The organism is Anabaenopsis elenkinii CCIBt3563 (assembly GCF_015245355.1).
GTDB lineage: Bacteria > Cyanobacteriota > Cyanobacteriia > Cyanobacteriales > Nostocaceae > Anabaenopsis > Anabaenopsis elenkinii.
Map to the genome: position 1 here is coordinate 248,713 of NZ_CP063311.1, position 12,499 is coordinate 261,211.

The 12,499-nt window shown below is 40.1% G+C and carries 13 protein-coding genes; 6 read left to right on the forward strand and 7 right to left on the reverse strand.

All coding sequences use genetic code 11. From position 1 onward, the window contains the following. The first annotated feature begins 120 nt into the window (after positions 1-120). The 3 genes from IM676_RS01160 (at position 121) to uvrC (ending at position 3,814) form a co-directional block, all read left to right on the forward strand. Complete coding sequence (locus tag IM676_RS01160) at positions 121-456, forward strand: thioredoxin family protein (RefSeq protein ID WP_200988613.1); 336 nt, start codon at positions 121-123, stop codon at positions 454-456. Positions 457-491: 35 nt separating this feature from the next. Further along, positions 492-1,685 carry an LL-diaminopimelate aminotransferase gene (locus tag IM676_RS01165; RefSeq protein ID WP_225880423.1) on the forward strand — a complete coding sequence of 398 codons (1,194 nt, stop codon included), beginning with the start codon at positions 492-494 and terminating at the stop codon, positions 1,683-1,685. 251 nt (positions 1,686-1,936) lie between these two features. Further along, positions 1,937-3,814, forward strand: coding sequence for an excinuclease ABC subunit UvrC (gene uvrC / locus IM676_RS01170; protein WP_200988614.1), 1,878 nt, complete (start codon positions 1,937-1,939; stop codon positions 3,812-3,814). Between the two features lie 12 nt (positions 3,815-3,826). Here uvrC and IM676_RS01175 read toward each other — a convergent pair whose 3' ends face one another. Continuing rightward, entirely contained in the window at positions 3,827-6,010 is a 2,184-nt protein-coding gene (locus tag IM676_RS01175) for a DNA cytosine methyltransferase (protein ID WP_200988615.1), read from the reverse strand. Positions 6,011-6,797: 787 nt separating this feature from the next. Between IM676_RS01175 and IM676_RS19665 the strand changes: the two genes are divergently transcribed. Further along, positions 6,798-6,998: a replication restart DNA helicase PriA gene (locus IM676_RS19665; RefSeq protein ID WP_225880424.1), complete on the forward strand. Its 201-nt coding sequence runs from the start codon at positions 6,798-6,800 to the stop codon at positions 6,996-6,998. 4 nt (positions 6,999-7,002) lie between these two features. On the opposite strand, the gene rlmN is transcribed toward IM676_RS19665, so the two are convergent. Both rlmN and IM676_RS01185 read right to left on the reverse strand, forming a co-directional pair. Further along, complete coding sequence (gene rlmN / locus IM676_RS01180) at positions 7,003-8,061, reverse strand: 23S rRNA (adenine(2503)-C(2))-methyltransferase RlmN (RefSeq protein WP_200988616.1); 1,059 nt, start codon at positions 8,059-8,061, stop codon at positions 7,003-7,005. Between the two features lie 311 nt (positions 8,062-8,372). Continuing rightward, positions 8,373-8,681, reverse strand: coding sequence for a TIGR03792 family protein (locus IM676_RS01185; protein WP_200988617.1), 309 nt, complete (start codon positions 8,679-8,681; stop codon positions 8,373-8,375). Between the two features lie 141 nt (positions 8,682-8,822). Between IM676_RS01185 and IM676_RS01190 the strand changes: the two genes are divergently transcribed. Together IM676_RS01190 and IM676_RS01195 are read left to right on the forward strand one after the other, a co-directional pair. Then, entirely contained in the window at positions 8,823-9,146 is a 324-nt protein-coding gene (locus IM676_RS01190; RefSeq protein WP_200988618.1) for a phasin family protein, read from the forward strand. 63 nt (positions 9,147-9,209) lie between these two features. Beyond that, entirely contained in the window at positions 9,210-9,734 is a 525-nt protein-coding gene (locus IM676_RS01195) for an FKBP-type peptidyl-prolyl cis-trans isomerase (RefSeq protein WP_200988619.1), read from the forward strand. Between the two features lie 72 nt (positions 9,735-9,806). Here IM676_RS01195 and dnaB read toward each other — a convergent pair whose 3' ends face one another. The 4 genes from dnaB to IM676_RS01215 all read right to left on the reverse strand — a co-directional run bounded on the left by dnaB (position 9,807) and on the right by IM676_RS01215 (position 12,485). Further along, the gene (gene dnaB / locus IM676_RS01200; protein ID WP_200988620.1) at positions 9,807-11,165 is read right to left on the reverse strand and encodes a replicative DNA helicase; all 1,359 of its coding nucleotides are present in this window, start codon (positions 11,163-11,165) and stop codon (positions 9,807-9,809) included. A 98-nt stretch (positions 11,166-11,263) separates the two neighbouring features. Then, positions 11,264-11,722: a 50S ribosomal protein L9 gene (rplI, locus tag IM676_RS01205; protein WP_200988621.1), complete on the reverse strand. Its 459-nt coding sequence runs from the start codon at positions 11,720-11,722 to the stop codon at positions 11,264-11,266. Between the two features lie 180 nt (positions 11,723-11,902). Beyond that, positions 11,903-12,088 carry a transposase gene (locus IM676_RS19965; RefSeq protein WP_263973155.1) on the reverse strand — a complete coding sequence of 62 codons (186 nt, stop codon included), beginning with the start codon at positions 12,086-12,088 and terminating at the stop codon, positions 11,903-11,905. Between the two features lie 49 nt (positions 12,089-12,137). Then, positions 12,138-12,485, reverse strand: coding sequence for a MerR family DNA-binding transcriptional regulator (locus IM676_RS01215; protein WP_225880526.1), 348 nt, complete (start codon positions 12,483-12,485; stop codon positions 12,138-12,140). Between the last annotated feature and the right edge of the window lie 14 nt (positions 12,486-12,499).

Genomic DNA, 12,499 nt, shown 5'->3' on the forward strand with positions numbered 1-12,499 from the left:
ACTATTTTTGCCATCTAATCACCATCAGCTATAAACCTTTACATTAGTAACAGTATCCACCAGTTTTAAGATAAAGTATTGTGTGTGAACTTTGATTAATGTCACTGAATGGAGACTGTCATGAGTGAAGGCGTAATTACCATAACTGACAAAGAGTTTGAATCAGAAGTATTGCAGTCTGAGCAACCTGTGTTAGTTTACTTTTGGGCTTCCTGGTGTGGCCCATGTAAACTGATGTCGCCGTTAATTAACGACGCAGCTACCAAGTACAGCGATCGCCTGAAAATAGTTAAAATGGAGGTCGATCGTAACCCCAGCACCGTGAAAAACTACCAAGTAGAAGGTGTACCAGCCTTTAGACTCGTTCAGGGAGAAAAGCTATTAGCATCCACAGAAGGAGCGATTGGCAAAGACAGATTACTTCAGTTTTTAGATGAAAACTTAAGTAATAATTAGTCTAGGGGCAGTAGCTAACTAATGACTAAGGACTAATGACTAATATGCAGTTTGCTAACCGTTTACAACCCCTGCAATCCAATGTATTTGCTGATATGGACAAAGCGAAAGCCGTGGCTTTATCAGCGGGAAGGCAGTTAATTGACCTGTCCTTAGGATCTTCGGACTTACCAGCCCAACCCCAGGTAATTGAGGCTATAGCCCAATCTCTCCCGGACCCGAGTACCCACGGTTACTTATTGTTTCATGGTACTCAAGCATTTCGCCGAGCTGCTGCTCACTGGTATCAAGAAAAATTTGGTATCAAAGTTGATCCAGAAACAGAGGTACTGTCTCTCATTGGTTCTCAGGAAGGTACCGCCCATTTACCCTTAGCACTGCTTAATCCAGGGGATTTCGCCTTATTACTAGATCCGGGCTACCCATCCCACGCAGGGGGAGTACATTTAGCTAGTGGTCAAATATACTCAATGCCACTAAGGGCAGAAAACAATTTCTTGCCGGTATTTGCGGATATTCCCGCAAATGTTTTGAACCAATCCCGAATGATGGTATTGAGCTATCCTCATAATCCCACGACTGCCATCGCCCCTTTATCTTTTTTCCAAGAAGCTGTGGTTTTCTGTCAGGAAAATGATCTCGTCTTAGTTCACGATTTCCCCTATGTCGATTTGGTATTTGGGGAAACTAAGAATGCACCTTCTGTCCTACAAGCTGACCCAGATAAAAGTGTCTCTATTGAATTTTTTACCCTTTCTAAATCCTATAATATGGGGGGGTTCCGTATAGGCTACGCCATCGGTAATCCCCAGTTAATTCAGGCTTTACGCCTGGTCAAAGCAGCCATTGATTTTAATCAGTATCGCGGTATTTTGAATGGTGCGATCGCCGCCCTCACCGGTCCCCAAGGGGGAGTCACAGATGGGGTAAATACTTTCCGTAAACGTCGGGATGTTTTTATTAACGCTTTACACCGTATCGGTTGGTACGTTCCCACTCCCGAAGCGACAATGTACATCTGGGCTAAGTTACCCTCCCCCTGGGCTGAAAATTCTGTACAATTCTGCACTGAGTTAGTTAAACACACTGGTGTAGCAGCTTCCCCCGGCGCTGGTTTTGGTAAGTCTGGAGAAGGATATGTCCGCTTTGCTTTGGTACATGAACCACCGTTACTGGAAACCGCTGTGGAGAGAATTGCTCAATTTCTTCAAACTTCACACCCAGGATAAACTTAAAATAAAGTTAGGTATTTAGGTAAAAGAATCAAGAGAGGTTTATTTAGGTCTAAGTCTGGGAAAATATATTCAGCAGACTTGAATGGTTCCCTAAATATATTAAGAAAGGTAGGTGGGGACTCTATCTTTGATGGAAACTCAGTAGAGAAGCTTGTAGTTAGCCCAGTCAGGTTTAGACCTTACCAAGCTAAAAATATTTGACTATGTTTTTAGTAACTATATTCTCAAATCACCTAACTTGAACCGTGAATGTATCTGATAAAATAGTACCACTGCTTCAAGAACCTGAACGTTTATCAGCCCGACTTGGAGAAATTCCCCCAGAACCCGGTGTTTATTTGATGCGCGACGGGAGCGATCGCATTATCTATATAGGAAAATCACGGAAATTGCGATCGCGTGTTCGTTCCTACTTTCGGGAGGGAAATCACAAAAGTCATCGTACAGCTACCATGGTTCAGCAGGTGACGGAGATTGAATTTATTGTCACCGATACCGAAGCCGAAGCATTAGCCCTAGAAGCCAACTTAATTAAGCAGCATCAGCCATATTTTAACGTTTTACTCAAAGATGACAAGAAATATCCCTATGTCTGTATTACTTGGTCTGAGGAATATCCGCGGATTTTCATCACTCGCAAACGTCAAATAGGTAACGCTCAAGATAAGTTTTACGGTCCTTATACAGATACAGGTTTATTACGAGAAATATTAAGCATATCTAAACGCATTTTTGCACTGCGACAACGACGCCAACCACTGTTTAAAGACCGTCCTTGCTTGAATTATGACCTAGGGCGATGTCCTGGTGTGTGTCAACAGTTAATTTCCCCCGCAGAATACCGCAAAACTGTAGAAAAGGTGGCGATGATCTTCCAAGGAAGAACCCAGGAATTGATTGATATTCTCACAGCACAAATGCAAACCGCAGCTGAAGCCTTAAACTTTGAATTAGCGGCGCGGATTCGTGATCAAATATCTGGGTTAAAATCCTTAACCGCTGATCAAAAAGTTTCCTTACCAGATGATACAGTTTCACGGGATGCTTTAGCACTGGCAACTGACGGAGAACACGCTTGTATTCAATTATTTCAGATTCGCGCCGGGAAATTGGTAGGACGCTTGACATTTATCGCCAATAGCGAAGCTGAACCGGGAGCAATTTTACAGCGAGTTTTAGAAGAGCATTATCAATCTGCTGATGCGGTGGAAATTCCCACAGATATTTTGGTACAGCGCGAGTTACCAGATGGGGAAATATTGGCAGATATCTTGACTCAACGCAAGGGAAGAAAGGTCACAATTTTAGCTCCCCAGCGCCAAACTAAGGCAGAATTAATTGAGATGGTGCAGCGCAATGCTGAGTATGAATTACAGAGAATGCAGAAGTTGGGCGATCGCAACCATGAAGCCATGGCAGATTTAGCGGGTATTCTCAATTTACCAGATTTACCCCACCGCATGGAAGGTTATGATATTTCTCACATTCAGGGGTCTAATGCTGTGGGTTCCCAAGTTGTGTTTATTGATGGTTTACCGGCTAAACAGCACTATCGCCACTACAAAATTAAAAACCCCACGGTGACAACTGGACATTCAGATGATTTTGCCAGTTTAGCTGAAGTTATCCATAGGCGATTTCGTCAGTATAGCGCCGACCCACAATTACCCAGGGTGGGTAATCCCGATTGGCCTGATTTAATTATGATTGATGGGGGTAAAGGTCAGTTATCTGCGGTGGTGACTGTTCTGCGGGAAATGAATCTATTAGCAGACTTGCGGGTTGTGAGTTTGGCCAAGCAACGAGAAGAGATTTTTTTACCCGGAGAGTCTCAACCTTTAGAAACTGATGCGGAACAACCAGGAATACAGTTATTGCGCCGGTTAAGAGATGAAGCCCATCGTTTTGCTGTGAGTTTTCATCGTCAACAACGCAGTGAGCAATTTAAGCGATCGCGTTTAGATGATATCCCCGGGTTAGGACATCATCGACAAAAGCAGCTTTTAGGACATTTCCGCTCCGTTGATTACATCCGACAAGCCACAGCCGCACAGCTGGCTGAGGTTCCAGGGATTGGCCCAAGGTTAGCCCAAGAAATTTACAATTATTTCCATCCTGCTTAAGAAGTCTAAATTTTATTCCTCAATCATTAATTTACGTAGAATTTCATTCCATTTCTCTTTGTGAATTTTTTGGATTTCATTATCGGACTCTATCAATTGTGAATATAAATCCATAAAATCTGTAATAGACATGATTAATCTTAAATAATATTTAATTGTCGGGATAATTCCATTAAGAATTAATTGACATCCATGTTCTGATGCAATTTCTTTAATAACTTTATCAATCTTATCAGCTTCTAGTTGATTAACATCTTTTGATGCGAAAATGTAGTATCTTTGGGGATTATGTTTGATAATTTTATTTTTTGCCCTGTAAACCATTTGCAGAGTAATTTCTTGCCCATATTTTATTTCTATCGCTTCAATAAGATGATCATTTTTATCAAAAATTTCAATGTCTCCCGCAGTGTTAGAAGTTCTGTCAGAAGCTGTATGACTTCCTAATTTTTTCAGGGTACAGGAATTATATCTAGATATTTCCTTAACTAAAATTTCATAAATAGCATAAAAAGCAATAACAGGCAATTTTGAGCCACCATCAGTTTTATAGTTATAATTAAAATGTTCATCTAAAGCATTGAATAAACTCTTTAAATCTAATTTTTCTGGATTACTTAATTTAATAATTTCCACCAAATTATTATTCTTCGCGGAGTCAACCAATTTTAGAAGCAATTTTAAAACATTTTCTGCTTTCTCAGGATTTATCTGCACAAAATCAATAATATTCAGAAATGCTAATTTTAAAGACTTAGGATGTATTTTTCCCTCATAATTTAAAGTATAAGCGTAAGGTTGTTCAAAAGAACGCGTTAACCAACCACTTTCAGCCATTGCTGGTAAACCTAACTCTGTTAATGTAGGAGTAATATATTTCGTATCTATAGTTCTTCCTGAAAACCCGCCTGGTAAATTAGCTTGATGATATCTAATATCCTGAGATGGATTTAATACCTTATGTACTAAAAGAGTAATAAGTACCGTAAAAACTGCCTTCCTACGAAAGCAGTTTTTACTAATCTCCCTAACATAATCTTGATATTCTTGTGATAATTCAATTTGATTAATGTTAAATTCAGATATGCTGTGATAAATCTGTCTAAGTTTTTCTTGATGATTCATAATCGAATGTATTTCTAGTTGAATGGGTTGATTGCAATGACAATTTTTATTCAGACTGGCTATTTCTACTTCCCTCTGTTGATGTGAAAAAATTTGTTTTTTAATTTGATTCGCCAGTTCATACATCACTGGTACACATACAGAGTTACCTATTTGTTTATAGCACTCTGCTAAATTGCCATGAGTTTTGAAATCTTCTGGAAAACCCATAATTCTATAACACTCTCGCAGTGTTAATTTACGAACTGCATTTTCTTCTGGTATGTAAATAAAAAATCTTCCTGAAGTCTCTTGAGAAGGTATTGTTGGATGCACTCCTTCTATAGAATAAATTCTATTTGGTTGATGATGAACTCGTGATAAATGTTCTGTGTTAGGTCTAACACCTGTTTTCCAAATACTTTTATTGCGATATCCTACAAATATTAAACCTGATCGTTGCTGTTTAGGATAATCTATCATTGTGTATTCTTCAGGGTTTAGGTATTCAAACTTTCCTGAAGTACACAAAAATTCTCTTAACGTGGGAACTGGATGAGATTTTTGAAGAGTGTTAAAATTAAATTTCTTGTCTTTTGTCGCCACAAATACGACTCGTTCTCTATTTTGTGGTAGTCCAAAATCTCTAGAATTAACTATTTCGTAGTTAACTCCATAACCCATATCTTCTAAAGAATACAGTATTACTTCTAATGTTCTACCTTGATCGTGATGTAATATATGCTTAACATTTTCCAAGACAACTACAGGAGGATGAATATGCTCAATAATTTCACAAATATGAAAAAATAAAGTTCCTCTAGTGTCATGAAAACCCTTTCTATGTCCACAAATACTGAAAGGTTGACAAGGAAAGCCAGCAGTTAAAACATCAAAATAAGGTAATTTCTCTAAATCAATTTTTCTAATATCACATTCTGGCTTGTCTCCGAAATTATTCAAGTAAACCTGTTGACACGCTTCATCAATTTCGCAGGAAAATACACACTCATAGTCAGCTTTTTCAAAAGCTAATCTAAAACCTCCAATACCAGCAAATAAATCAGCAAAGTTTAATTTTAATTCCTCCATAAAAATTACTTACTAATACATTTTTTGAACATTTAAACAGTATATCATAGCAAATTCTACAGGACTTACGCAACTGGCACAAATAGGGAGCGGGGGTATCCGCGCCACGGGACAATTTAAATTAAACCAAGCACATAGCTACTATCAACTACACTAGGCATCCCCCTGTGCCATTGACATCACTTATATAATACCAATTGTACTTTCATTTAGCGATCGCGAAGCTCTGCTTGCAGCAGCGCTTCGCGATCGCCTGTGCCAGTTGCGTAAGTCCTATTCTAAGCAATTTTAATATTTTTTATTTATAGACTTAGCTGTTTTTTACATTACTCAAAATATTCCTTGAATTCCTAAGTGTTAAGATTGACTTTATGAGTAATATATACTACAGTAATTGCCAAATCAAAATATTTTTATCCATCAAACCTTAACTAAATCTTAAAAGAGAAATTTTGTTACAGAGGATACAGTAATTTATCACTGTTACTTTTTCAATACAATAAAGGCTGTTAAAACATATCGGTCGCACTATAAAACCAAGCTCTCTCAAACGATTAATCATAGGGATCACTCATTTTCTAACAAATCTATAAGTGAAAATTTGATTTCTATATCTAAAGTAAGATGGTAATTTTGTAAAAATAGGATAGCATATAGAGACAATAAAAACCTCAATTTCAAACTTTCAGGAAAAGCATCAACCAATATCAAAGTTTCTTATTGCTGCATATAAATTTAAAATTCTTGCCTTCTCAATTAATAAATAGTTACAACCAGGGGTTTAACAATGAATACATTCCAAAAAATTCACTGCCCAAACTGCGGCAGTGATGCGGAAAGACACTATATTAATGATAGTCACTTAACCAGGACACAATGCCCAACTTGCGATTACTTGATGATCAGTTGCACCTTGACCGGGAAAGTGATTGAGGCTTATGCGCCGGGTATTTCTGTCGCCAAACAATTGAGTGCTAAACTGAGGTAAAAACTTACTTACTGGCTCGTAATTGTCCACAAGCAGCATCAGCTTCTAAACCACGAGAATAGCGCACACTCACAGCAACTTTTTGTTGTTTGAGAACGTTAACAAAAGCTTGAATGCGATCGCCTTTGGGGCGCTTGTAGTCAACTTCCTGGATGGGGTTGTAGGGAATCAAATTTACATGACTTTGAAATCCCCTCAGACATTTTGCTAGTTGTAAGGCGTGTTCTGGTAGGTCGTTAAACCCAGCCAGGAGAATATATTCAAAGGATATACGTCTTCTGGTGATTTCCACATATTCCCGACATTCATCTAACAAATCTTCTAGAGGATATGGTCGGGCGCTAGGAATAAGTTTTTCTCTAAGTGCTTGGTTGGGTGCGTGCAAACTCACCGCTAGAGTCACCTGTAAATTATTGTGGGCAAATTGACGGATGCGATCGCGAATACCTACGGTAGAAACAGTAAGCGATCGCTGTCCAATACCCACATCTTGATTTAAGCATTTTAAAGATGCTAAAACATTATCAGTATTTAATAACGGTTCACCCATCCCCATAAATACCACATGGCTAACCCGTTGTTGAAAATCTTCTTGCACCGTCAATACTTGATCAACAATTTCATGTGTTCCTAAATTGCGTATGTAGCCACCCTTACCAGTAGCGCAGAAATCACAGGCCATGGGACAACCCACCTGAGTAGAAACACAAACTGTCAGCCGTTTCGCTGTGGGAATACCAACAGTTTCAATGATTTGCCCATCTGCAAGTCGTAACAGATATTTTATCGTACCATCCGGTGCCACCGCACGATGATGTATAGTTGAACGTCCAATGGGGATTTCTGCAAGTTCCCCACGCCACTGTTTAGGAAAAACGGAAATATCAGCCAGCGATCGCACACCCTGATGATAAATCCAATCATGCAGCTGTTTACCTCTATAAGCTGGTTGTCCCTGCTCTTCTACCCAGGCGCTTAACTCGGAAACTGAAGCACCTAGTAGAGGGGGGATGATTGCTGATTTGACTGAATTTACCTGAGAAACAAGAGGCGTAGCAGACATAAATAATCAAAAATTGATACTTGACTCTATGCTACAACTTTCAAATCCTTTTGGCTCTGGTTGTTTTCATGGGGTAGACAAAATCATATTTATCTAGTATTTAGGTAAAAGAATCAACAGAGGTTTATTTAGGTCTAAGTCTGGGAAAATATATTCAGCAGACTTGAATGGTTCCCTAAATATATTAAGAAAGGTAGCTGGGGACTCTATCTTTGATGGAAACTCAGTAGAGAGGCTTGTAGTTAGCCCAGTCAGGTTTAGACCTTACCAAGCTAAAAATATTTGACTATATTTTTAGTAACTATTCATACTTAGGGAAACGGAAATTGTTCTACTTCAAACTCTGCTGAGGCGACAATTGGGTAAGTTTCGCCCATAGCCTGGGTGAATTTGGCGTCAATTGTTTGTAAATCTTCTGGGGGTATGGCTTGCCACTGTTCTCTGGTTGCCCAACGAATAATTAAAATCACTTCTGTGGGGTCATTGAGGTTAGTCCATACTTCTTTACCCAAAAATCCTGGGTAATTAGCCAGGGTTGTTGTCCAGATTTCCCTATCCTTCTGGATGTAAGTTGCTTGCACTTCTGGGGGAACTTGAAATTTCAGGAATTCTATGACCACACTATTTAATTTCCTTTCTGTTTTTGAGAATTTGCCAAAATAGAAATGTAGGCTAAAATCACAACTTTTCCTGCATAGCTTAATGACTACACTTAAGAGTCAAACTCAGCTAGGGGAGAATCACCGAACACCTAAGGAAGTATGGATAGTAATAATTGGTTGCAACAGTTAATGATGCTCGGTATTGGTACAACATCTTTGGTAGCTGAAAAAATGCGCCAAGTCAGTGACGATTTGGTCAAGGACGGTAAACTCGATCCTGAGCAAGCTAAAGCCGTCATGGATGACATTGTACAGCAGTTAAAGTCAGACCAAGGAAACTGGGAAGAACAAATGCAGCGACAAATGCGCAATGTTATGCAGGATTTCGGCGTTGCTCGTCAATCTGAAGTCGATGAGTTACGGGGTAGAATTGACCGTTTAGAGCGTCAAGTGCGTGATTTAGAAAATAAGCTTTGGCGTTAAACTAAATTGTGTCCTGCTGGTAATCTGAAAAATGCCAGTTTGCCTCATTAGGGAGGGCTAATTTTGAAATCAATTTTCCTCAGCGTGGGTTTCATGCTGGTTTGTGTTTTAGTTCTCGCTTTAGCACAAGTTGGCAATAAAGTCAACTCTGCTGTTGCCGCTAATTTGACCGAAACTACACCAACACCCACCATTCTCACCAATAACCAAACCTTGATTGCGAGTAATACTGTTATGTCTGATGCCAATGTTGTCACTAACCCATCTGGATTGAAATATGTAGAATTGCAAGAGGGTACTGGCCCGACGCCTGAACGTGGGCAAACCGTTGTAGTTCACTACACTGGTACTTTAGAAAATGGTAAGAAGTTTGATAGTTCACGCGATCGCAATAGTCCCTTTGAGTTTAAAATTGGTATCGGACAGGTGATTAAAGGTTGGGATGAAGGACTAAGCACTATGAAAGCAGGCGGTCGTCGTCAATTAATCATCCCCCCGGAGTTAGGTTATGGTTCTCGTGGTGCGGGTGGTGTGATACCCCCCAATGCTACTTTGCTGTTTGATGTGGAATTGATAGCTATTAAGTAGACAAACTATAGGGGTTGGGGATTGAAGTTTAGGAAAAATCAGCCTATTTCTTCTTTCCTCAATTCCCAATTATTAATAATTACTCTGTTTAGCTAAATTTTTAAACTTTGTGAACTGCGGATCAAATAAAAGTTTTATGGTTCCTGTCGGACCGTTACGGTGTTTAGCGATAATTATTTCTGCAATCCCTCGATCTGGACTGTCAGGATTATAATAATCATCACGGTATAACATGACCACTAAATCCGCGTCTTGCTCAATACTGCCGCTTTCTCTTAAATCTGACAACATAGGGCGCTTATTGGTACGGGCTTCTACACCCCGACTCAACTGAGATAAGGCAATTACTGGTACAGATAATTCCCGGGCTAAACCTTTGAGAGAACGAGTAATTCTGGATAGTTCCTGCACGCGGTTATCACCTGCACCCTCCATTAATTGCAAATAATCTATGACAATTAATCCTAATTCTGTTCCTTGTTCTGCTTGCAGTCGTCTAGCTTGACTACGCATTTGGGTGATGGTAATATTAGCTGTATCATCAATAAACAGGGGTAGGTCTGAAAGTTTATCAATGGCACGGCTTAAAGGTTCCCATTGTGTTTGACTAATGCGCCCACTGCGCAGATAACCAGTTTCAATCCCCGCTTCACTAGCTAAGAGTCTGTGTACTAGCTGTTCTTTAGACATTTCTAAGCTGAAAAAGGCAATTGGTAATTTATAGCCAGCAGCAATATTGTGAGCCAGATTTAAGCAAAATGCCGTTTTCCCCATTGATGGCCTACCGGCGATAATAATTAAATCAGAACGCTGAAATCCACTGGTCATCGAGTCTAAATCATAGAAGCCGCAGGGAATCCCCGGTAAGGCAATACCTTGGTGGCGAGTTTCGATATCTTCAAAGGTATTAATCAGCGTGTCAGAAATGTGAGTCAGACCTAGTTGGGGACGTTCTTGAGTAACACCAAAAACTTTTTGTTCTGCCTGGTCTAAAATTATCGGTAGTTCGCTTTCTGTCTCGTAACCAAGATGAACAATTTCGTTACCAGCTTTAATTAATTGCCGTCGCAGGTACTTCTCCATTACTAGCCCGGCTAAGGCATCAATGTTAACAGCCGAAACTGTGCGATCTACGAGGGTGGCTAATTTATTTCTGCCACCAATACGGTCTAAGAGATCCTGATCAGCTAGCCAACTGGTGACTGAAAGTAAATCTGTGGGTTTACCTTGAGCATGAAGGCGCAGCGCCGCTTGATAGATATCTTTGTGGGCGCTGATATAAAAAGCTACAGGCAAGAGGCGATCGGTCACTCGCCCAATGGCTTCTGGATCTAGCAAAATTCCGCCCAAAATCGCCTCTTCTGCTTCAATATTTTGGGGTGGTAGGCGATGGTCGCTATCATTGCTTTGAAAACTCAGTTCTTCAGACATAAGCCATTTGAGAAAAGTTGGGACTTTTGGTACAGACGCGATTATATGGCTGACGCCACGCTACGCGATCGCGTCTCTACTCCACACCACACCAAGATTTAACTGGCTACAACTTCAATATTGACCTGAGCGGTAACATCTGAATATAGCTTGACCTCAGCTTGGTAAGTCCCAATGTGGTTAATATCGGGAATAGAAATACCACGCCGATCAACTTCTTCACCCGTAGCTGCTTTAATGGCTTCTGCTACGTCCTGGGTAGTTACTGTCCCAAAAATCGCTTCGTTTTCACCCAGGGGTTTGCCAATTTGCAAGCTAGCAATTTTTTCTAACGCAGCTTTTCGCTCTAAAGCTTGTTGACGTAATTCTAATTGACGTTGACGCTCTTTCTCCCGACGACGTTCTACCTGTTTGAGAATACCAGGTGTGGCATGGGTTGCCAAGTTTTGGGGAATCAGATAATTACGAGCATAGCCGGGAGCTACGTCTACTAAGTCGCCGGATTTTCCCAACTTGCTAATATCTTGATTTAAAACTAACTGTACACGTTTGGCCATCTTTTTTGTTTTTGTGTGTAAAATTTGATTAACTTGGGTTTTAGCGGCATCATCTGTTGATTAACCCCAGTAGCTTCGCTTGTACCCTAAAGCTTACAGATCCTAGCGAATCATAGGGGTCGATCGCAACTATTTGTTTATTAATCAATTTAGAATCCGATACTTTTTTGCTAACATTCACTAACAAATACACTCTTTAAGAGAGGGCGTATCAACCAATGCACGAAGGAAAATCCCTCGCGCACCATTTATATCCCGGCTCATTACCAGCCCGTCAGATGGAGACTTAACGAATTTAGCACCACCAAGGTTGGGGATGATTTCACCAGTCCAACTGACTGTTTTTGATGTGTACGCTTCGTTCACATCCATCACCACTTTATTAGTCTCAAAAGCCTTGTGCTTGAGAAACTGCTTAAAGCGTGAGCTTATCTGGGCGCATAAGTCTGTCCAGTAAGGTTTGCAGTCCTTTTGTTTTAAAGTTGATTCCACTGCCGATATCTTTGATGATTTCGGCATCTGGGTAGAGTGATTGTATATAGGCAAGTCTACCAAGGTCGTCTGGTTGCTTGGTTGAACTAACTCGGCAGTAGCAGACAAAGGAAGTTGTAGTTGCACCACGGAGGTAGGATTCAATGTGAAAAAGTCTTTGTCCTGCTTCGTTTTTGATGCTTTCAATTTTGCCATGGTCTGCGTACTTCCTTAAAGTGTTTGGGTGCAATCCCAGTTGTTTAACTGCTTCTCGTAGTGGTACATAAGCCATACTGCTATATTATC

Excerpts from the sequence above, each read along its gene's own strand:
- IM676_RS01160 (WP_200988613.1), top strand. The coding sequence starts at position 121 with ATGAGTGAAGGCGTAATTACCATAACTGACAAAGAGTTTGAATCAGAA.
- IM676_RS01165 (WP_225880423.1), top strand. The coding sequence starts at position 492 with ATGACTAATATGCAGTTTGCTAACCGTTTACAACCCCTGCAATCCAAT.
- IM676_RS01175 (WP_200988615.1), bottom strand. The coding sequence starts at position 6,010 with ATGGAGGAATTAAAATTAAACTTTGCTGATTTATTTGCTGGTATTGGA.
- IM676_RS19665 (WP_225880424.1), top strand. The coding sequence starts at position 6,798 with ATGAATACATTCCAAAAAATTCACTGCCCAAACTGCGGCAGTGATGCG.
- rlmN (WP_200988616.1), bottom strand. The coding sequence starts at position 8,061 with ATGTCTGCTACGCCTCTTGTTTCTCAGGTAAATTCAGTCAAATCAGCA.
- IM676_RS01190 (WP_200988618.1), top strand. The coding sequence starts at position 8,823 with ATGGATAGTAATAATTGGTTGCAACAGTTAATGATGCTCGGTATTGGT.
- dnaB (WP_200988620.1), bottom strand. The coding sequence starts at position 11,165 with ATGTCTGAAGAACTGAGTTTTCAAAGCAATGATAGCGACCATCGCCTA.
- rplI (WP_200988621.1), bottom strand. The coding sequence starts at position 11,722 with ATGGCCAAACGTGTACAGTTAGTTTTAAATCAAGATATTAGCAAGTTG.
- IM676_RS01215 (WP_225880526.1), bottom strand. The coding sequence starts at position 12,485 with ATGGCTTATGTACCACTACGAGAAGCAGTTAAACAACTGGGATTGCAC.